Source organism: Amycolatopsis sp. NPDC005003 (assembly GCF_053600695.1).
This window is the reverse complement of the sequence record NZ_JBSGAI010000023.1, coordinates 53598-74593: the sequence shown is the minus strand read 5'-3', so window position 1 is coordinate 74593 and position 20996 is coordinate 53598. Positions and strand designations below refer to the sequence as shown.

Below are 20996 nucleotides of genomic sequence, written 5' to 3'. Positions count from 1 at the left end.
AAGTGTAGCGAGCGGCTGCCGGTTTACAACGTTGTTCCAACGATGTAAAAAGTACTTCAAGGCTCCCGAGGTGACCCCGATCACCCCGGCGAGCGGGCCACCAACGACGCTGCCCGAGGAGTCGACGTGCTCTTGCCCTCCCGTCCCCGACTGGTCCTGGTCACCGCGGCCGCCGCCGCGCTGACCCTCACCTCCTGCACCGCCCGGGAAGAAACCCCCGCCGCCCCCACCAGCGGCGGCGGGCCGGCCGCCAGCGCCCAGTCCGCCGCCCCGAGCGCCGACGGCTGCACCCTGCAGAAGACCGGTTACCCCAAGGTCGACCTCAAGACGGCGGTGGTCGGTTTCTCACAGTCCGAAAAGGAGGCCAACCCCTTCCGGATCACCGAGACGCAGTCCATCCGCGACGAAGCCGCGAAGCTCGGCATCGCGAAGGACAAGCTGCTCGTCACCAACGCCCAGAGCGACCTGAACCGGCAGATCAGCGACATCAAGTCGATGCTCGACCGCGGCGCCCAGCTGCTGGTCGTCGCCCCGCTGAACTCCGACGGCCTCCAGCCCGCCCTCGACGCGGCGAAGGCCAAGAAGGTCCCGGTCGTCACCATCGACCGCAAGGTGACGTCGCAGCCGTGCACCGACTACCTCACCTTCATCGGCTCCAACTTCGTCGAGCAGGGCCAACGCGCCGCCCAGGCGCTGGCGAAGTCGACGGGCGGCACCGGCAAGGTGGCGATCCTGCTCGGCTCGTCGGGCAACAACGTCACCACCGACCGCACCAAGGGCTTCAAGGACGAGCTCGCGAAGACGCCGGGCCTGTCCGTGGTCGCCGAGCAGACCGGCGAGTTCGACCGGTCCAAGGGCCAGGCCGTGATGGAACAGCTCATCCAGAGCCACCCGGACCTCACCGCCGTCTACGCCGAGAACGACGAAATGGGCGTCGGCGCGGTCAACGCGCTCAAGACAGCGGGCAAGGCACCGGGCAAGGACGTCAAGATCGTCTCCATCGACGGCACCCGCAACGCCGTGCAGCTCATCGTCGACGGCAGCTACAACGCCGTGATCGAGTCCAACCCGCGCTTCGGCCCGCTGGCTTTCCAGACGCTGCAGAAGTTCGAGAACGGCGAGCCGATCCCGGCGAGCATCGTCATCGCCGACGACCAGTACGACGAAACCAACGCGGCCCAGAAGGTGGGGAACTCCTACCAGTGACGGCCACCACCGAAGTGAGGACCGCACCGGTGCTCGAGGTGACCGGGGTGACCAAGCGGTTCCCCGGCACCCTCGCGCTCGACGACGTCAGCTTCACGCTGGCGCCGGGCGAGGTGCACGCGCTGGTCGGCGAGAACGGCGCCGGCAAGTCCACGCTGATCAAGGTGCTCACCGGCGTCCACCAGCCCGACGAGGGGCAGGTGCGCCACCTCGGCGAGCCGGTGACGTTCAAGCGGCCGATCGACGCCCAGCGCGCCGGGATCTCCACCATCTACCAGGAGGTCAACCTCGTCCCGCTGATGAGCATCGCCGGCAACGTCTTCCTCGGCCGCGAGCCGCGCACCCGCGCCGGCCTGGTGGATTGGTCGAAGATGTACGCCGACGCCCGCGAGCTGCTCAAGGGCTACGGCATCGACGACGACGTCAAACGCCCGCTGCACACCCTCGGTGTCGGCGCGCAGCAGATGGTCGCCCTCGCCCGCGCGGTGTCGACCGACGCCAAGGTCGTCATCATGGACGAGCCGACGTCGTCGCTCGAGCCGCGCGAGGTCGAGACGCTCTTCGAGGTGCTGCACCGGCTGCACGCCGAAGGCATCGCGATCGTCTACGTCAGCCACCGGATGGACGAGCTGTACCGGGTGTGTGACAGCGTCACCGTGCTGCGCGACGGCCGGGTCGTCCACAGTGGACCGCTGAAGCCGCTGCCGCGCATCGAGCTCGTGTCGCTGATGCTCGGCCGGGAGATCCGCCAGATCCGCGAAGAGGGCGTCACGGCGTTCGGCGAGGAACACGACGTCGAACGCGAGCCGCTGCTCAAGGCGGAAAACCTCAGCGGCATGCGGAAGCTGCACGACGTCTCGGTCAGCATCCGGCCCGGCGAGGTCGTCGGCCTGGCCGGGCTGCTCGGCTCCGGCCGCAGCGAGACGGCCCGGGCCATCGTCGGCGCGTTCCCCTTGGACGGCGGCAGCGTGCTGCTCGCCGGGAAACCGCTGAAGCGGGGCAAGATCGCGCAAGCCGTGCGCGCCGGGATCGCGCTGCTGGCCGAGGACCGCAAGACCGACGGCATCATCCCGAACCTGTCCGTGCGCGAGAACATCGTGCTCGCCGCGCTGCCGGCGCTCTCGCCGTTCGGCCTGGTCAGCAAGGCCAAACAGGACCGGATCGTCAAGATCTTCATGGACCGCCTGCGGATCAAGGCGGCCGGTCCCGAGCAGAAGGTGTCGGAGCTTTCGGGCGGCAACCAGCAGAAGGTGCTGCTCGCCCGCTGGCTCGCCACCGGCCCGAAGATCCTGCTGCTCGACGAGCCCACCCGCGGCATCGACGTCGGCGCGAAGGCCGAGGTCCAGGCGCTGATCGACGAACTCGCGCGGGAAGGGCTCGGCGTGCTGCTCATTTCGTCCGAACTGGAGGAACTGATCGACGGCTCCGACCGCGTGGTCGTCCTGCGCGACGGCGCGGTCGCCGGCGAGCTGACCGGCGACCGCATCACCGAGGAAAACGTACTGACGGCCATCGCGGCGGAAAGCACCGGCGGGTGACAACGATGTCGACTTCCACCCTCGAGCGCGCGAAGGTCACCGCGTGGCTGCAGGACTACGGCGTCTACCTGGCCGTCGTCGTGCTGCTGCTGTTCAACGTCCTGTTCACCGAGAACTTCCTGTCCGCGGCCAACTTCCGCACCCAGCTGGTGCAGGCGGCACCGGTCTGCATCGTCGCCCTCGGCATGGCGCTGGTGATCGGCACCGAGGGCATCGACCTCTCGGTCGGCTCGGTGATGTCGATCGCCGCCGCGCTCATCCCGCTCTACCTGGGCGCGGGTCCGCTGACGGCGATCATCGTCGCCGTCATCGCCGGGATCGTCTCCGGCCTGTTCAGCGGCTACCTGGTGGCCTACCTGGGCATCCAGCCGATCATCGCGACGCTGGCCCTGCTGGTCGGCGGGCGGGGACTCGCCCTGGTGATCGCCCACGGCCAGCTCGTCCAGCTGCACAACCGCGACTTCCTGGCGCTCGGCACCGGTGACGTCCTCGGCGTCCCGGTCATGGTGATCGTCGCGGGCGTGCTCGCGGTCCTGGCCGGGCTGGTCGTGCAGCGCACGACGTTCGGGCGGCACCTGGTCGCCGTCGGCGGCAACCGCGCGGCGAGCACCCTGGCCGGGCTGCCGGTGAAACGCGTGCTCGTCGGCGTCTACGTCATCTCCGGGGCGCTGGCCGCGGTGGCCGGCGTGCTGGCGACGTCGAGGCTGGGCGCCAGTGACCCGAACGACCTGGGGCTGCTGATGGAGCTGTCCGCGATCACCGCGGTCGTCGTCGGCGGCACCCCACTGACCGGCGGCCGGGTCCGCGTGCTCGGCACCGTGTTCGGCGCGCTGCTCATGCAGCTCGTGCACGCCACCCTGATCAAGCACAACCTGCCGGACTCGACCGCGCAGATGGTCCAGGCGGCCATCATCGTCGCCGCGGTCTACGTCGCGCGTGAGCGGAGCAGCCGATGACCGCAACCCAGACCCAGGCCTCGGGCGCGGCGTTCGCCGGAGTCCTGCAACGCCAGGGCGCGGCCGTCGTGCTCGTGCTGGGCATGGCCGCCGCGTGGTTCGCCTTCCCCCGCTTCGGCTCGCCGGACAACCTGCGCGACCTGGCGCTGCAAAGTTCCTTCCTGGCGATCATCGCGCTCGGCATGACGTTCGTGATCATCTCCGGCGGCATCGACCTCTCGGTCGGCTCCAACTACGCGCTCGGCGGCGTCCTCGCCGCCTACGGCGCCCAGTACGGGCTGGTCGTGGCGATCCTGTTGCCCCTGTCCGTGTGCTCGCTGATCGGGTTCGTCAACGGCCTGCTCATCGCCCGCACCGGAATGGCGCCGTTCATCGTGACGCTGGCGTCGCTGCTGTTCGCCAGGGGCCTCCTGCTGGCGTGGACGTCCGAGGGCGCGACGACGTACAAAGTGGATTCCGGCTCGGCGTTCCTCTGGCTGGGCCAGGGCACGGTCTTCGGCGTCGGCGTGCCGGTGTACCTGACGCTCGTCCTGTTCGCGCTCGGCGGGCTCCTGCTGCGCCGCACCCGGTTCGGCCAGTCCGTGTTCGCCATCGGCGGCGCCGAGCAGTCGGCGGTGCTGATGGGGCTCCCGGTGGCCCGCACCAAGATCGGCCTCTACACGCTCAGCGGCGCGCTCGCCGGCGTCGCGGGCATCCTCACCGCCGCGTACCTCCAGTCCGGCGTCACGGTGATCGGCGTCGGCACCGAACTCGACGCGATCTCCGTCGTCGTCATCGGCGGCACGCTGCTCACCGGCGGCGCCGGCACCATCATCGGCACGCTGGTCGGCGTGCTGCTGCGCACGCTGATCCAGAACGTCATCAACCAGATCGGCACCCTCGACTCCAACTACCAGACGGTGGTGAGCGGGGCCTTCCTGCTCGTCGTCGTCGTGATCCAGCGCCTGCTCGCGCGCTCCCGTACCCGTTGAACCCGAAGCCCCTACCAGGAGGTTCACCGATGTTCCGCCCCGCCCGACTGGCCGCCGTGCTGGCACTGGCCCTCACCGGACTCGCGGTCCCCGCCGCGCACGCCGAGTCCCCACCCCAGTGGCAGCGGCTCACCCCGCCGCTGTCGACGCCGTGGACCAACGACGTCTCCCCCGCCAACGCCCTGCCCGACTACCCGAGACCGCAGCTGACCCGCGACCGGTGGCAGAACCTCAACGGCGTCTGGGAGTTCGCCAAGGCGGCCCCGGGTGAAGCCGCCCCGATCGGCAAGACGCTCGGGGAGCGCATCCTCGTGCCGTACCCGGTCGAATCCGCGCTGTCCGGGATCATGCGCCACGAGACGAACATGTGGTACCGCCGCACCTTCGAGGTCCCGAAGACCTGGCAGGTCGGCAAGGGACAGCGGCTGCTGCTGCACTTCCAGGCCGTCGACTACGACGCCACGGTGATCGTCAACGGCAAGACCGTCGGCCGCCACACCGGCGGCTACGACGCCTGGTCCGTGGACGTCACCGACGCGCTGACCACGGCGAAGACCCAGGAGATCGTCGTCGGCGTCGCCGACCCGAACGACCAGGGCGGACAGCCGATCGGCAAGCAGCGGCGGGCCGGTGACGGCATCTTCTACACGCCGTCTTCCGGCATCTGGCAGACCGTCTGGATGGAACCGGTGGCGTCCGCGCGCATCGACCGCCTGGACCTCACCCCGGACCTCGGTTCGGTGACGGTGACCGCGGTCGTCGGCGGGCCGGTGAAGCAGCGCGTCGAAGCGGTGGCCTACGACCACGGCCGTCCGGTCGGGCGGGTGTCCGGGGACGCGAACACGCCGTTGAAGCTCAAGGTGGACCGGCCGCACCTGTGGTCGCCGGACGACCCGTTCCTCTACGACCTGCGGGTGAAGCTCGTGCCGTCGGGCGACGAGGTCGGCTCGTACTTCGGGCTGCGCACGGTCGGCCTCGGCAAGACCGCCGACGGCAAGCAGCGGATGCTGCTCAACGGCAAGTTCGTCATGCAGGTCGGCCCGCTGGACCAGGGCTTCTGGCCGGACGGCATCTACACCGCGCCGACCGACGCGGCGCTCAAGTTCGACCTGGAGCAGGAGAAGGCGCTCGGCTTCAACATGGTGCGCAAGCACATCAAGGTCGAGCCGGACCGCTGGTACTACTACGCCGACAAGCTCGGCCTCATGGTCTGGCAGGACATGCCGGCGATGAAGGACGACGTCGAGCCGTCCGCCGCTTCACGCGTGAACTTCGAGTCCGAGATGAAGCGGATGATCGACCAGCACCGCAGCTTCCCGTCGATCGTCAGCTGGGTGCCGTTCAACGAAGGCTGGGGCGACTACGAAGTCGGCCGCATCGCCGACCTGGTCAAGTCCTGGGACCCGACGCGGCTGGTGAACGCGGAGTCCGGCGTCAACTGCTGCCGGTCGGAGCCGGACAGCGGCAAGGGCGACATCTACGACGACCACAGCTACACCGGCCCGGGCACACCGGCGCAGAACGGGACGCGCGCGGCGGTCGACGGCGAGTACGGCGGCCTCGGCCTCAAGGTCGCCGGCCACGAGTTCGACGCGGCGGGCAGCTTCGCCTACGAGATGGAGCCGGACAGCGCGACGCTGACCCGGCGCTACGGCGAGCTCCAGCAGCGCCTCCTGCTGGTCGCCCAGCGGTGCGGGGTGTCCGCGGGTGTCTACACGCAGACCACCGACGTCGAGAAGGAGGTCAACGGCTTCTTCACCTACGACCGGCAGGTGAAGAAGATGGACTTCGCGGCGGTCCGCGCGGCGAACCTCGCGGTCATCAAGGGCGCGACCGGCGCTCCCGTGTCCGGGCCGTCGGTCCCGCAGGGCACGCCGGGCATCGACGGCATCGCGGCGTACCCGTTCGACGAGAACACCGGCACGGTGGCCGCGGACAGCGTGGGCGACCACGACGCCACGCTCGTCGGCGGCGCGTCCTGGACCGCGGGCAAGAGCGGCTCGGCGCTGGCGGTGAACGGGTCGGGCCAGTACGCCGACACGGGCGCGGCCCTGGTGAACACCGAAGGCAGCTACAGCGCGGCGGCGTGGGTGAAGTTCACCGCCGTCGGTGACGGTTTCCAGACGATCGTCAGCCAGGACGGCCCGAGCAACAGCGCGTTCTTCCTGCAGTACTCGGGGCAGGACCACCGGCTGGCGATGAGCTTCGTGGGAACGCGGGCCCTGGCGCCCACGGCCCCGGAAGCCGGTCGCTGGTACCACGTGGTCGGCGTCCGCGACGCGGCCGCGGGCACGCTGAAGCTCTACGTCGACGGCCAGCTCGCCGCGACGAAGAGCGTCTGTCTCGGCGAGGCGTCCACCGGAAACACCGTGATCGGCCGCGGCAAGTACGGCGGCAACCCGGTCGACTTCCTCAACGGCGAGGTCGACCAGGTCCACGTCTACGACCGGGCGCTGTCCGACGCCGACGTGAGCGCGCTGTACTCGAGCGGGAAGTAGGAGTTCCGCGAAACGGGCCGCGCCGGGATGTTCCCGGCGCGGCCTTTCCGGTTGACCTGGAGTCCGCTCCAGCCGCTACCGTCGCTGTCATGAGCGAAGATCGTTTCGAACGCGGCATGCGGGCCCTGGTCGACCTCAACGGGGAAGAGAACGCCCAGCGGGTGCTGGACGGCCTCGCGGACGTCTCGCCGAAGCTCGCCGACAGTCTCGTGTCGTGGGGCTTCGGCGAAATCTACTCGCGGCCGGCGCTCGTGCCGCGCGACCGCCAGCTCGTGACGCTGGGCATGCTGACCGCGCTCGGCGGGTGCGAGCCGCAGCTGGAGGTGCACGTGAACGCGTCGCTCAACGCCGGCCTGAAGCCGGAGGAGATCGTCGAAGCGCTCCTGCAGTCCGCGGCCTACTGCGGCTTCCCGCGTGCCCTGAACGCGACCGCCGTCGCGAAGAAGGTCTTCGCCGAACGCGGTCTCCTGCCGGTGGCGGACGCGTGAGGGTCGTCCTCTTCGGCGCGACCGGCATGGTCGGGCGGGGCGCACTGCGCGAGTGCCTGCTCGACGAGCGCGTCGAGGCGGTGCTGGCCGTGGGCCGGTCCCCGCTCGGCGAGACGCACCCGAAGCTGACCGAGCGCGTCGAGCGGGACCTGTTCGCCCTCGAACCGATCACCGGCTACGACGTCTGCCTCTACTGCCTCGGCGTGTCCTCGGTCGGCATGGCGCCGGCGGAGTACGAGCGGATCACCTACGAGCTGACGCTTTCGGTCGCCGGCAAGCTGCCCGAAGGCACCACGTTCGTGTACGTCTCGGGCCAGGGCACCGACAGCACCGAACGCGGCCGGGTGCGCTGGGCCCGCGTCAAGGGCGCCACCGAGAACGCACTGGCCAGGCTGCCGCTGCGGACGTTCGCCGTCCGCCCGGGCTACATCCAGCCGATGCACGGGATCACGTCCAGGACCCCGCTGTACCGGACGCTCTACCGTGTCGCGATGCCGCTGTACCCGCTGCTGCGGCGGCTGTTCCCCGGCTTCGTGACGACCAACGAGGAGATCGGCCGGGCGATGCTGGAAGTCGCCGAGAACGGCTACGAGAAGCCGGTGCTCGAGAACGCCGACCTGGTCACCGCCGCCGCGCGACGAGCCCGGCCAGCAGGTTCGTGAGGCTTTCCGCCAGCACCTCCGCGAACGATGGCACCCCGCCCAGCTCGGCCGCGGCGGCCGCGACGGCGGCGGTCGGGTTCGCGTGCGGCCACGCCCCCGACACCACGATCACCACGCCGGCCGCGAACTGACGGGCGCCGTCGGCCGACAGCTCCGGCACCCGGGTCCGGACCAGCGCACCGAGCCGCTCGGTGCTGGCCGTCGCGCGGCTCTTGAAGCTGCGGGCGAACTCCGGCGAGATGTTGCGTTCCAGCACCGGCGCCATCGCGCTGACCAGCTCGCACAGCAGCCGCCGCTCGGCCAGCGTCGCCGCGATCGCCCTCGCGACCCGCTCTTCGCGCGCGAAGCCGGGGTCCGGTGGCGCGGGCTCGCCGAGCCTGCCGTCCAGCTCGTCGAGCCACTCCGTCCACGCGGTGTCGAGGACCTCGAGGAAGACCGCCTCGCGGCTGTCGAAATAGCGGAGCACATTGGACTTCGCGAGCCCCACGCGGCAGGCCAGCTCCCGCAGGCTGATGTCGGCGACCGGGCGCTGGGCCAGCAGCTCCCGCGCGGCGGCGAGGATCGCGGTGCGGCGCGCCTCGACCTGCTCCGGCCGCCGGGCTCGCTGGAATCCGGCGCTCATGCCGCCGACAGTATCCCCTCAGCTGCGGCTGGGCGCCTCGCGCCGGGTCTTGACCCGCCGGTAGCTCCAGATCAGCAGCGCGAAGAGGATCACCGACGACAGGATCAGGCTCGACCCGGTGCTCCAGCCGCTGAACGGCAGCGACTTCACCGTGCCCCAGACGATCCCCGCCGCCAGCAGCGCCAGCCCGGCCAGCACCGAGCCGGCGATCCGCAGCGGCGACGAAACGCTCTCCTCGGCCGCCTTCATCGCGCGGTCGCGCACCGGATCGACGTACTTCTCGAGCGCCGGGAACTCCGACGCCAGCAGCAGCAACCCGGCGAGCACGAGCAGCAGCCCGGGACCGGGCAGGACGAGCAGCAGCACCCCGACCACCAGCAGGATGGCCCCCGCCACCGTGATCAGGATCCGCTTCGTCTGCTTGCCGATGCCCACCGGGCGTCTCCCCTCGTCTGGTCCGATTCTTCCTGGTCGCGGCCTCGCGTGCCACTCACGAGGGCCCGTGCCCTGGCCGCGGCCACGGTCAGGCCCGCCAGCGCGGCCACACCGAGCGCGACCACGAGTCCCGGCCAGACGTAGAGCACTTGGTCGTAGGTACCCCGCCGCCCGGCGAATACCCATCCGAGCAGCTGCGGCAGGAACGCCAGCGGGAGGAGCGGCAGCAACGGCGGCACGAGCCGCCACCACCGGAGCTTCCGGGCCCGGCGCACTCCGATCACCGCCAGTCCCACCGCGACCAGGGCCAACGCGCCGAGTACCCGGTCCGCGACCACCCCGGCGGGCAGGGCCGGCTCCGGCGTGCCGCCCGCCAGCAGGCTCGCGAGGTCCTCGGCCAGCAGCTCGGCCTCGTTGTCCAGCGCCATCCCGGTGTTCGCCAGCACGGCGACGCCGTACCCGCCGGGCAGCAGCACCTGCGCCGCGGTGTGGGAGAACCACTCGCCGGTGTGCGACGTCTTCCCGTCCCGGACCCGCCAGCCCAGCGCGTAATCGCGTCCCGGCGCGGGCGTGTGCGCCAGCGCGGCGGCCGCCGGCGAGACGACCCCGCCGCCGTCCCGCTGCGCCACCAGCCATTTCGCCAGGTCCTCCGCGGTGCTGAGCACGCCGTGGCTGCCGCCGGTGAACCAGTCCGGTTCGGACACCGGGATCTCGATCCCGAACGCCCGGACGTACCCCTCGGTCCCCGGCGGCGGCGCGGCCGCGGAGCTGCTGCCGGTCATGCCCAGCGGCCGGAAGACGTGCCCGGCCAGGTAGTCGTCGAACGGCTGCCCGCCGACGACCTCGACGATCCGGGCGGCGACCTCGTAGTTCGGGTTGTGGTAGTGGAACCGGGCACCGGGTTCGTCGGCGAGCCCGGCGTCCGCCAGCCGGGTGACGGCCTCGGCGAGGGTGTGCGGCTGCGGCAGCGCCAGGTCGGGGAAGGCGGAGTCGGCCATCCCGGACGTCTGGTCCAGCAGCATCCGGACGGTGATCCGCGCGCCGCGGGGATCGGCGAGCCGGAAGTCCGGGAGGTACCGCGTCACCGGCTCGTCCAGCCCCAGCCGGCCCGCTTCGGCGAGCTGGAGTACCGCGAACGCCGTCATGGACTTGCTCAGGGACGCGATCGGCAGGCGGGTTTCGGCGGTGAGGGGCGTGCCGGCGGCGTCGTGTCCGTAGCCGGCGGTTCGGATCACTGCGTTGCCGTGGGTGATCGCGACCGCGGCGCCGGGGAGGCCGGTGTGGTCCAGGTAGGCGCGGACGTAGCTGTCGATGTCCGGCGGCGCCGCGGCCCGCGCCGGAGCCGCGGTGGCGAGCAGAAGGGCCGCAAGTACGAGGAAAAGCCTGGTCATGCCGCTGAAAGTAGGCGGCGGCCACCCCCGTCGGCTGCTGCCGGACGGCGGGCACCACCCCCTACTTTCGGCACCCTCCTTGACGAGCCGCCGGCACCGTTCCTATATTCAACCATTAGGTTGATAAATAGAGAGGTTGACAACGATGCCGGTGGTGGCGAGCTTCTGCATGTCGCTCGACGGGTTCGTGGCGCGGCCCGACGACAGCGTCGGACCGCTCTTCGACTGGTACCAGGCCGGCGACGTCGAGGTCCCGATGATCGGCTACCCGATGACGTTCCGCGTCGCGCCCGCCAGCGCGGAGTACCTGAGCGCGTTCCTGGAATCGGTGCGCCACAGCGCTTTCGTGTGCGGCCGCCGCGTGTTCGAGTACACCCACGGCTGGGGTGGCCGGCCCCCGGGCGGCGGGGCGGCCTTCGTCGTGACCCACCGTCCGCCGCCCACCGGCTGGCCCGCGGATCACTTGGCGCCCTTCACGTTTTGGGCGGACGTCGCGAGCGCGGTCGAGCAGGCAAAGACCGCCGGCGACGGAACCGTGGGGGTTTCCGGGCCGTCGATCGCCCAGCAGTGCTTGAACTTGCGGCTCCTCGACGAGGTGCGGATCGACCTGGTGCCGGCACTGCTCGGCGAAGGCGTGCGGTACTTCGAGAACCTCGACACCGGGAAAGCCGAGCTGGAACAGGTAGAAGTCGTTGCGGGACAAGGGGTTACGCATGTGCGATACCGGGTCCACCACAACTGATTTACCCGATCGTGTGATAACCCCATGTTCGAAACGTGGGTAATCTTGATCTATGTCCGACAATGCGACCCTCACCGCCGAGGCGGCGGCCTACGCCGACCGCATCGGTCAGCTGCTCGCGACCATGCGGTCCACCGAAGCCGAACTTGGTGCGCTGCTGGTGGAAATCGAGCAGCGCGGGATGATGGAGCTGTTCGGCTACCACTCCACCATCCGGCTCCTGCAGCAGCTCGCCGATGTCCCGAGGTCGGCCGCCACACGGCTGGTGAAGCGCGCCCGCCTGGTCAATCCGGGCCGAAACCCCGACGGCAGCCCGATTCCCGCGCTGGCACCCGCGACCGGTGCCGCAGCTCGGGCGGGGCGGTTGAGCAGCCCGATGATCGACGTGATCACCGGCGTGCTCATCCAGGTGCCTCCTGAGCAGCGGAAGAGTGTCGAGGCGGACCTGCTGACTTTCGCCGGCGAGGCCGGGTATCGGCAGGTCGCCGCCCTGGGCACCCGCATCCTCGCACGCCTCGACCCCGGCGGCCGGGCACTCGACGCCACCGAACCCGCCGTCCCGGCCCGAGAGCTGTTCCTGCGCCGCCGAAGATCCGGCACCTGGGAACTGAACGCCCGATTCGACGACGAAACCGGCACCCGCGCCAACGCTTTGCTGAACGCGCTGACCGAGCCGCGCACCGGCGACGAACACCGCACTTTGCCCCAGCGGCGCGGCGATGCCTTCTCCGACGCCATCGACCTGGCCCTGGATTCTCCGGACTTGCCGATGCCGGCCAGGGAAGGAGCACAGGACCTGGCCGCGGTGTCGGTGGAGGATCCGAAGCCGGGCATGGGGAAGGCAACCCTCCGCGAGACCGGGGAGATGCCGGCCGCCGAAGGCCGCATGCACGTCTGCGACGCCGTGACCATTCCCGCCGTGCCGGGCACCAAGAGCGAGCCTCTCAGCCTGGGCCGCATCCGCTGGGGGATCTCCGCCGGACTCCGCCGTTCCCTGTTCCTGCGCAACCGAGGCTGCGCGGTCCCCGGCTGCCTCCGCCCACCACGCCACATCCACCACTGGGCCGACGGCGGCTCCACCGATCTGAACGACCTGGCACTGCTGTGCGCCCACCACGACCGGCTGCTGAGCCGCTCGGGCGGGGAAGCCCGCATCGCTGACGGCCTCCCCGAGTCCCTCCCACCCGTCTTCACCGACCGACGCGGAAAACCCCGGCGCAGCAACCGCCACGGACCGCTGCCCTACGCGGCCTGAACACGGGAAAGGCCCGCAGCCATCCGGCTGCGAGCCCACACCCCACGCCCCAACCTCAGTCGGCAGCCAGCAACTGCTCGAACGGAACGAACTCCGGCTCCCCCGACTCGGCAGGCCGTCCGGCCGCCGCGGCGGCCAGCTCGGCCCCCGCCTTCTCGACCCGCCGCTGCAACGCGCCCGACGCCTCGCCACTGCCCCAGTCGGACGATGCCGCGTACACGCCCGTGGCGACCGGATCCGCCTTCAGATACCCGAACAGCGGCCGCAGCTGGTAGTCGAGGACCAGCGAATGCCGCTCCGTCCCGCCGGTCGCCGCCAGCAGAACGGGTTTGCCCACCAGGGAATCCGCGTCCAGCACGTCGAAGAACGACTTGAACAACCCGCTGTACCCGGCCGTGAACACCGGCGTCACCGCGATCAGCGCGTCCGCGCCGGTCACCGTCTCGATCGCCGTGCGCAGCTGCGGGCTCGGGAAGCCCGTCAACAGGTTCTTCGTGATGTCCAAGGCGATGTCCCGCAGCTCCACCACGGCAACCGAGACCGGTTCCCCGGCCGCGGCGACCGTCGCCGCGGCCAGGCGGTCGGCCAGCAGGCGGGTCGACGAAGGCACCGACAGACCCGCCGTCACCACTGCGAGCTTCATACCGTCGCCTCCACCGAAGCCGAAGCCGCAGCCGCCGCCTTCAGAGACTCGTGCGTCGGCGCGTCCGGGACGTGTGCGGGACGCAGGGAGTCCAGTTCCTTGCGCAGTACCGGGATCACGTGCTCGCCGAGCAGGTCGAGCTGCTCCAGCACCGTCTTCAGCGGCAGGCCGGCGTGGTCCATCAGGAACAGCTGGCGCTGGTAGTCACCGAAGTGCTCGCGGAAGGTCAGCGTCTTGTCGATGACCTCCTGCGGGCTGCCCACCGTCAGCGGCGTCTGGTCGGTGAACTCCTCCAGGGACGGCCCGTGCCCGTACACCGGCGCGTTGTCGAAGTACGGCCGGAACTCGTTCCACGCGTCCTGGGACTTGGGCCGGATGAACGCCTGGCCGCCGAGGCCGACGATCGCCTGGTCCGCCGATCCGTGGCCGTAGTGCTCGAACCGCTGGCGGTAGAACGAAATCAGCTGCTGGAAGTGCTCCTTCGGCCAGAAAATGTGGTTGGCGAAGAAACCGTCGCCGTAGTAGGCCGCCTGCTCGGCGATCTCCGGGCTGCGGATGGACCCGTGCCAGACGAACGGCGGGACGCCGTCCAGGGGCCGCGGGGTCGACGTGAAGCCCTGCAGCGGGGTGCGGAACTTGCCGGACCAGTCGACGACGTCCTCACGCCAGAGCCGGCGCAGCAACGCGTAGTTCTCGATGGCCAGCGGAATGCCCTGGCGGATGTCCTGGCCGAACCACGGGTAGACCGGGCCGGTGTTGCCGCGGCCCATCATGAGGTCGACGCGGCCGTCGGCGAGGTGCTGCAGCATCGCGAAGTCCTCGGCGATCTTCACCGGGTCGTTCGTGGTGATCAGGGTCGTCGACGTCGACAGGATCAGCTTGGACGTCTGCGCCGCGATGTGCCCCAGCATCGTCGTGGGCGACGACGGCACGAACGGCGGGTTGTGGTGCTCGCCGGTCGCGAAGACGTCGAGGCCGACCTCTTCCGCCTTGAGCGCGATGCGGACCATCGCCTTGATCCGCTCGTGCTCCGTGGGCGTGGTTCCGTTCGTGGGATCGGTCGTGACGTCGCCCACCGTGAAGATTCCGAACTGCATGACCTGCTCCCTTCGCGAGCACCATCTTACATGCGCGTTCAACTACTTCCAAGCAAGAGATATTCCGGCCGACAAGTGCCTTGGGGGCACCGGCTAAGGTCGGGGACATGGACGCGGAGCTCGCTCGGCTGGGTTTGGCAGAACGTTCGGTACGACTACTCGCCGGTCGCGACATCTGGGCCTCGATCACCCCCTTGCTCGCCCCGCGCCGGAACCTGGTGGCCGCCTTCGGCCACGTCGGGCCCGGCGCGGCGGCCCTGCTGCCCTTGCAACCCGGCGACACGCTGATCACGGACGCGAGCCTGGACACCGTGCTGTCCGGCGCGACGAGCCCGCACGCGCTGCTGCACTGGGTCAAGGCGGGCGTGATCGTGCACTCGCTGCGCGGGCTGAACGCTAAGCTGGTGATCGCGGAGGACGACCCGTCGTTCGTGGTGGTCGGCTCGGCCGACGTCACCGCCGCCGGCCCGCGGCAGCTGTTCGAGGCCGTCACCCTCTCCCACGAGCGGCACACCGTCGAGGAGGCCCAGGAGGCCTGGCTCGAGTGGTGCGACCTCGCGGGCCCTTCGCTGACCGCCGGTGACCTGGAGCCGCTGCTGGAGCAGTACGGCGCCGGCAAGCCGGTCACCGCCCGCCCCGCGGCGGCGACCCGGACCGCCGCGGCGCCCGCCCGGCCGGTGGTGACCAGCCGCCCGGTGCCACCGGTCCGGCCCGCGGCCGCGACGCCGCCGCCCTCGCCGGTGCGACCGGCGACCGCTCCCGGCACGCCCGCACCCGGTTCACCGGTCCGCCCGACGCCGGGCGTACCCGCAGCCGGATCCCCCGTCCACCCCACGCCGGGCACGCCCGCAACCGGTTCCCCGGTACGCCCCGCGCCGGGGACCGCCGCACCCGGTTCCCCGGTCCGTCCGACGCCCGGCGCCCCCGCAAGCGGCTCCCCCGTTCACCCCGCGAACGCGCCGGGTAGCCCTACCGCCGCGCCGGGCACTCCGGGAGCCGGTTCCCCGGCGCAGCCCGGCACTGCCGACTCCGGCCACCCGGCGCAGCCGGGCGCGGCCGGCCCAGACGCCCAGGAGCACCCGGCGGAGGCCGCGCCCGCCGGCTCGTCCGCGGAGCAGCCGGAGACCCCGGACACGGCCGCCACCGCGGCGCCCGCCACCACGGAACCGGTTGCGGCCGAGCCGGAATCCGCCGAAGCCACCGACGTGCCCCGGCCGTCCTGGCCGCGGCCGGCCGAGCTGTACCTGGTCAGCCTCGTCGAAGGCGGCGAACCATCCGCCGAGGCCGAGTACCGGCTCGAGGAGCTGGCCCGCGAGTACACCCACCCCGGCGAAGGCGGCGAATCGCCGTTCCGGGTCGAGCTGCTCTGGGCCGACGACGGCCAGGGCCAGGACCCGCCGCGCACGCTCCGCGCGGGGGTGCATGTGATCCCCGTCTACAGCCAGAAGCAGGGCCGTCCCCTCGTCGGGTCCCGGATCGAGGCGCCCGGTCTCGTTCTGCAGGCGCACATCGACGAATTCGCCTACCCACGCCGCACGTACTGCTACGTCCTGACCCGGCAGTCGGCCGCCAAACCGGCCTTCGGCGACCTCCGCAAGGCCCTCGCCGCGATCGGCGAGAAGCCGAACTTCCGGAACAGCTTCCAGGTCCCGCGGAAGATCGAAGCCCTGCTGAGTCTGTGGCCCGACCTGGGCTACGACCCCCGCTAGGGGGCGGTGCGCGCCACTCCGGGGAGGACAGCGCGCGAAAGTTGTCGGGGTCGGCGGATATCCTGCACTACGGTGCAGGCCAGTCCGCACCACCACCAGCACTTTCGCGAGCCACGATCCGGGAGAACGACCCTGTGACTGCCGAGACCTTGTACGGGGCCGACGACCTGACGCATCTCGAGGGTCTCGAAGCCGTCCGCAAACGCCCCGGGATGTACATCGGCTCCACCGACAGCCGGGGCATCAACCACCTCTTCTCGGAGGTGGTGGACAACTCCACGGACGAAGGCGTCGCCGGTCACGCGACGAAGATCGTCGTCACGCTGCACGCCGACGGGAGCGTCCAGGTCGACGACGACGGCCGCGGCATCCCGACCGGCACCCACGCCAAGTCCGGTTTGTCCGGCGTCGAGCTGGTGCTGACGCGGCTGCACGCCGGCGGCAAGTTCGGCGGCTCCGGCTACAAGACCTCCGGCGGCCTGCACGGCGTCGGCGCCTCGGCGGTCAATGCGCTGTCGCACCGCTTCGACGTCACGGTGAAGCAGGACGGCAAGGTCCACCAGATGTCGTTCAAGCACGGCGTCCCCGGCACGTTCGACGGGCCGGGCCCGAAGGCGAAGTTCACCCGCCGGTCCGGGCTGAACATCACCGGCAAGATGAAGCGCGGCGAGCGCAGCGGCACGTCGATCCGCTACTGGTACGACGCGCGCTACTTCGAGTCCGGCGCGGCGCTCGACGTCGAAGGCGTCCGGTCGAAGCTGCGCAACACCGCGTTCCTCGTCCCGGGCGTCACGTACGTGCTGCGCACCGCGATCGAAGACACGATCAACGAGGAGACGTTCCACTTCCCGCACGGCCTGGCCGACATGGTCGACTTCCTCACACCGTCGGGCGAGAAGCCGGTCTGCGGCACGCTGCTGATCACCGGCGAGGGCACGTACAAGGAGAACGCGGCCGACGCCGCGGGCGTCATGCAGTCCAATGTGGAGCGCCACGCCGAGGTCGAGGTGGCGTTGCGCTGGGGCACCGGCTACGAGCGCACGATCGAGTGTTTCACCAACACGATCCGCAACGTCCACGGCGGCACCCACCGCCGCGGCTTCGACCGGGCGATGGCGAAGGCCCTGCAGGACGCGATCTCCAAGACCCGCGGGCTGCTCAAGCCCAAGGAGGACATGCCGACGATCGAGGACGTCCTCGAGGGCATGACGGCCGTGATCCACGTCCGGCTGCCGGAGCCGCAGTTCACTTCGCAGACCAAGGACGAGCTGTCCACCGCCGGGATCACCCGCGTGCTGCAGGGCATCGTCGACAAGCACGTCAAGGCCTGGACCGAGGATCGCAAGACGAAGTCCGAGGCCAAGGTCGTGCTGCAGAAGGTGGTCGACGCCTCCCGCGTCCGGCTCACCCAGAAGCAGCAGAAGGACGCCGCCCGGCGCAAGACCGCGCTCGAAGGCGCGGCGATGCCGCCGAAGCTGGTCGACTGCCGCACCACCGGCGTCTCCCGCAGCGAGCTGTTCCTGGTCGAGGGCGACAGCGCGCTGGGTTCGGCGCGGATGGCGCGCGTGTCGGAGTACCAGGCGCTGCTCCCGCTGCGCGGCAAGATCCTGAACGTCCAGAAGGCGTCGCTCGGCGACACGCTGAAGAACGCCGAGATCGCGTCGATCGTCCAGGTGCTCGGCGCGGGCACCGGGCGCACGTTCGACCTTTCGACCATGCGTTACGGCCGGGTGATCCTGATGGCGGACGCCGATGTCGACGGCTCGCACATCCGCACGCTGCTGATCACGCTGTTCGCGAAATACATGCGCCCGGTGATCGAAGACGGCCGGCTGTACGCGGCGATGCCGCCGCTGCACAAGCTCGTCACGAAGGGCCGTAACCCGGAAACGCACTTCACGTACACGCAGCAGGAGATGGAGACGAAGTTCGCCGAGCTGGAGCGGGCCGGCAAGAGCATCGTCACCCCGGTGCCGCGGTTCAAGGGTCTCGGCGAGATGGACGCCGACGAGCTGTGGGAGACCACGATGAACCCGGCCACCCGCTCGGTCCGCCGCATCACCATGGACGACGTCGAAGCCGCCGAAGGCGCGCTGGAACTGCTGATGGGCGAAAAGGTCGAGCCCCGGCGGAACTGGCTGGTCGCCTCTTCGGATCGGATCGACCGCGAAGCCATCGACGCCTGAGTTTTCACAGCTACCAAGGAGTTCTGCCGTGGCACGCCGCAAGGGCACCACCACCAAGGTCGATCCCAGCGCGTTCGACTCCCCCGGTGCGCACGTCTTTGACAACTCGCTGAAGACCGAAATCGAAGACTCCTACCTGGAGTACGCGTACTCGGTCATCCACTCGCGCGCCCTGCCGGACGCGCGGGACGGGCTGAAGCCGGTGCACCGCCGGATCCTGTACTCGATGAACGAGAACGGCTACCGCCCGACGCACGCGTACGTGAAGTCGTCGCGCGTGGTCGGCGACGTGATGGGCAAGTACCACCCGCACGGCGACGTGGCGATCTACGACGCGATGGTGCGGCTGGCGCAGGACTTCTCGCTGAACGTCCCGCTGATCGACGGCCACGGCAACTTCGGTTCCCCCGACGACGGCCCGGCCGCCAGCCGGTACACCGAAGCCCGGATGTCGCCTGAGGCGATGCAGCTGGTCGGCGAGCTCGGCGAGGACACCGTCGACTTCCGGCCCAACTACGACGGCTCGCTCGAAGAGCCGTCCGTGCTGCCCGCGGCGTTCCCGAACCTGCTGGTCAACGGCACGTCCGGGATCGCGGTCGGGATGGCGACCAACATGATCCCGCACAACCTCGGCGAGGTCGTCGCCGCGGCGCGGTGGCTGATCACGCACCCGTCCGCGACGCTCGACAAGCTGATGGAGTTCGTCCCCGGCCCGGACCTGCCCACCGGCGGCAAGCTGCTGGGCCTCGACGAGGTCCGCCGCGCCTACGAGACCGGCCGCGGCGTGGTCCGGATGCGCGCGAGCGTCGAGACCGGGCCCCTGGAGGGCAGCCGCGGGCGGCAGGCGATCACGGTCACCGAGCTGCCCTACGGCGTGGGGCCGGAGAAGGTGATCGAGAAGATCACCGACGAGGTCAACAAGTCCAAGCGGCTCACCGGCATCGCCGACGTCAAGGACCTCACCGACCGCGAGAACGGCACCCGGCTGGTCATCGAGTGCAAGGTCGGCGTCAACCCGCAGGCGCTGCTGGCCGACCTGTACCGGCTCACGCCGCTGGAGCAGTCGTTCGGCATCAACAACCTGGTGCTCGTCGACGGCCAGCCGCAGACCCTGGGCCTCAAGGAGCTCCTGGAGGTCTTCCTCCGGCACCGCTACGACGTCGTCACGCGGCGCACGAAGTACCGGCGCCGCAAGCGCGAAGAGCGCCTGCACCTGGTCGACGGCCTGCTGATCGCGCTGCTGAACATCGACAAGGTGATCCGGCTGATCCGCGAAAGCGAGAACGCGCAGGCGGCGAAGGACGGCCTGATGACGCGCTTCAAGCTGTCGGAGATCCAGGCGACGTACATCCTGGACACGCCGTTGCGCCGGCTGACCAAGTACGACCGCCTCGAGCTGGAGGCGGAGCAGGAGCGGCTGCGCGAGGAGATCGCGGAACTGACCAAGATCCTCGACGACGAGTCGGTGCTGAAGAAGCTCGTTTCATCGGAGCTGGCGAAGATCGCGAAGGACTTCCCGACCGAGCGCCGCACCGCGCTGATCGACGGTGACCTGAAGGAGGTCCTGGCCGCGTCGAAGCCGTCCGGGCCCCTCGAAGTCGCGGACGACCCGTGCCAGGTGATCCTCTCGGCGACCGGGCTGGTGGCGCGCACCGCGGCCGAGTCCGAGGAAGCGACCGAGACGCGCCGCCGCAACGGCCGCGTGAAGCACGACGCGGTCGCGGCGCTGGTCCACACGACCGCGCGCGGGCAGGTGCTGCTGGTGACCAGCCGCGGCCGGGCGTTCAAGACGGACGTGCTGCCGCTGCCGGTGCTGCCCGAGCAGGCCGGCACGGTCTCGCTGCGCGGCGGCATGGCGGCGAAGGAACTGGTGCCGCTGGAGAAGGGCGAGACGGTCGTCGGGATCGCCCCGCTGGGTGAGCAGGCGGCGGGCTCGCCGGGCCTGGCGCTCGGCACCCGGGCCGGCGTCGTGAAGATCTGCGCGCCGGAGTGGCCGGTCCGCTCGGACGAGTTCGAGGTGATCAGCCTCAAGGACGGCGACGAAGTCGTCGGCGCCACCTGGCTGACGGACGGCTCGGAGACGCTGGCGTTCGTCTCGTCGGAGGCGTCGCTGCTGAAGTACGCGGCGTCCCTGGTCCGCCCGCAGGGCCTCAAGGGCGGCGGCATGGCGGGCATGAACGTGGGTTCGGGGTCGGTCGTGTTCTTCGGCGCGGTCCGCACGGACGACGACGAGCACGGCGAGCCCCTGGTGATCACCGCGACGGGCCAGAGCGTGAAGGTGACGCCGTTCAGCGAGTACCCGGCGAAGGGTCGCGCGACGGGCGGGGTCCGGGCCCAGCGGTTCCTCAAGGGCGAGACGGCCCTGCGGGTGGCCTGGATCGGCCCGCGCCCGGCAGGCGCGGCCCGCAACGGCGACCCGGTGGAGCTCCCGGAGATCGACGTCCGCCGCGACGGCTCGGGCCACGCCCACCCCGGCCCGGACGTGGTGGGACACCTCATCGAGCGCGACTGACACGAGGTGGACACCTGCGAATTCCGTCGCTAGCGTGATTCCACGCGCGGGGATCCGGGGTGCCCCGCCGGTGGGGGGACCGCGG

The 20996-nt window shown here is 70.6% G+C and carries 16 protein-coding genes and 1 pseudogene; 12 read left to right on the top strand and 5 right to left on the bottom strand.

What is annotated here, in order from left to right; genetic code table 11:
- Window positions 1–126 precede the first annotated feature (126 nt).
- The 7 genes and pseudogenes from ACWED2_RS25655 (at window position 127) to ACWED2_RS25625 (ending at window position 8319) form a co-directional block, all read left to right on the top strand.
- Window positions 127–1206 (top strand): ABC transporter substrate-binding protein, encoded by a 1080-nt coding sequence (locus ACWED2_RS25655; protein WP_449693022.1) that lies wholly within the window; start codon window positions 127–129, stop codon window positions 1204–1206.
- Window positions 1203–2763: pseudogene (locus ACWED2_RS25650) on the top strand (sugar ABC transporter ATP-binding protein); the annotation flags it as partial. The gene ACWED2_RS25655 and the pseudogene ACWED2_RS25650, both read left to right, overlap by 4 nt.
- On the top strand, window positions 2750–3700 hold the full coding sequence (locus tag ACWED2_RS25645) for an ABC transporter permease (RefSeq protein WP_449693021.1): 951 nt from the start codon (window positions 2750–2752) through the stop codon (window positions 3698–3700). The pseudogene ACWED2_RS25650 and the gene ACWED2_RS25645, both read left to right, overlap by 14 nt.
- Window positions 3697–4671, top strand: coding sequence for an ABC transporter permease (locus ACWED2_RS25640; RefSeq protein WP_449693020.1), 975 nt, complete (start codon window positions 3697–3699; stop codon window positions 4669–4671). Before ACWED2_RS25645 ends, ACWED2_RS25640 begins: the two co-directional genes overlap by 4 nt.
- Window positions 4672–4700: 29 nt before the next feature.
- Window positions 4701–7169 (top strand): LamG-like jellyroll fold domain-containing protein, encoded by a 2469-nt coding sequence (locus ACWED2_RS25635; protein ID WP_449693019.1) that lies wholly within the window; start codon window positions 4701–4703, stop codon window positions 7167–7169.
- 89 nt (window positions 7170–7258) lie between these two features.
- Complete coding sequence (locus ACWED2_RS25630; RefSeq protein ID WP_449693018.1) at window positions 7259–7657, top strand: carboxymuconolactone decarboxylase family protein; 399 nt, start codon at window positions 7259–7261, stop codon at window positions 7655–7657.
- Window positions 7654–8319: an epimerase gene (locus tag ACWED2_RS25625; RefSeq protein ID WP_449693017.1), complete on the top strand. Its 666-nt coding sequence runs from the start codon at window positions 7654–7656 to the stop codon at window positions 8317–8319. Before ACWED2_RS25630 ends, ACWED2_RS25625 begins: the two co-directional genes overlap by 4 nt.
- Here ACWED2_RS25625 and ACWED2_RS25620 read toward each other — a convergent pair.
- From ACWED2_RS25620 to ACWED2_RS25610, 3 genes are read right to left on the bottom strand one after another with little or no spacing between them, the layout of a single operon-like run.
- Window positions 8279–8941 carry a TetR family transcriptional regulator gene (locus ACWED2_RS25620; RefSeq protein WP_449693016.1) on the bottom strand — a complete coding sequence of 221 codons (663 nt, stop codon included), beginning with the start codon at window positions 8939–8941 and terminating at the stop codon, window positions 8279–8281. The genes ACWED2_RS25625 and ACWED2_RS25620 overlap by 41 nt on opposite strands.
- Before the next feature lie 18 nt (window positions 8942–8959).
- On the bottom strand, window positions 8960–9376 hold the full coding sequence (locus ACWED2_RS25615; protein ID WP_449693015.1) for a PGPGW domain-containing protein: 417 nt from the start codon (window positions 9374–9376) through the stop codon (window positions 8960–8962).
- Complete coding sequence (locus ACWED2_RS25610; RefSeq protein WP_449693014.1) at window positions 9343–10767, bottom strand: serine hydrolase domain-containing protein; 1425 nt, start codon at window positions 10765–10767, stop codon at window positions 9343–9345. Before ACWED2_RS25610 ends, ACWED2_RS25615 begins: the two co-directional genes overlap by 34 nt.
- 145 nt (window positions 10768–10912) lie before the next feature.
- Here ACWED2_RS25610 and ACWED2_RS25605 point away from each other — a divergent pair, with 145 nt between their 5' ends.
- Window positions 10913–11509, top strand: a complete 597-nt coding sequence (locus ACWED2_RS25605) for a dihydrofolate reductase family protein (protein WP_449693013.1) — start codon at window positions 10913–10915, stop codon at window positions 11507–11509.
- Window positions 11510–11561: 52 nt separating this feature from the next.
- Window positions 11562–12764, top strand: a complete 1203-nt coding sequence (locus ACWED2_RS25600; protein ID WP_449693012.1) for a DUF222 domain-containing protein — start codon at window positions 11562–11564, stop codon at window positions 12762–12764.
- Window positions 12765–12819: 55 nt separating this feature from the next.
- Here ACWED2_RS25600 and ACWED2_RS25595 read toward each other — a convergent pair whose 3' ends face one another.
- Window positions 12820–13407, bottom strand: a complete 588-nt coding sequence (locus ACWED2_RS25595; RefSeq protein ID WP_449693011.1) for a CE1759 family FMN reductase — start codon at window positions 13405–13407, stop codon at window positions 12820–12822.
- A complete protein-coding gene (locus ACWED2_RS25590) occupies window positions 13404–14504 on the bottom strand; it encodes an LLM class flavin-dependent oxidoreductase (protein WP_449693010.1) in 1101 nt (366 codons plus the stop codon). Before ACWED2_RS25590 ends, ACWED2_RS25595 begins: the two co-directional genes overlap by 4 nt.
- A 107-nt stretch (window positions 14505–14611) precedes the next feature.
- Between ACWED2_RS25590 and ACWED2_RS25585 the strand changes: the two genes are divergently transcribed.
- The 3 genes from ACWED2_RS25585 to ACWED2_RS25575 all read left to right on the top strand — a co-directional run bounded on the left by ACWED2_RS25585 (window position 14612) and on the right by ACWED2_RS25575 (window position 20911).
- Window positions 14612–16213 carry a hypothetical protein gene (locus ACWED2_RS25585; RefSeq protein ID WP_449693009.1) on the top strand — a complete coding sequence of 534 codons (1602 nt, stop codon included), beginning with the start codon at window positions 14612–14614 and terminating at the stop codon, window positions 16211–16213.
- A 134-nt stretch (window positions 16214–16347) separates the two neighbouring features.
- A complete protein-coding gene (locus ACWED2_RS25580; RefSeq protein ID WP_449693008.1) occupies window positions 16348–18399 on the top strand; it encodes a DNA gyrase/topoisomerase IV subunit B in 2052 nt (683 codons plus the stop codon).
- 28 nt (window positions 18400–18427) lie between these two features.
- Window positions 18428–20911 carry a DNA gyrase/topoisomerase IV subunit A gene (locus ACWED2_RS25575; protein ID WP_449693007.1) on the top strand — a complete coding sequence of 828 codons (2484 nt, stop codon included), beginning with the start codon at window positions 18428–18430 and terminating at the stop codon, window positions 20909–20911.
- The last annotated feature ends 85 nt before the right edge of the window (window positions 20912–20996 follow it).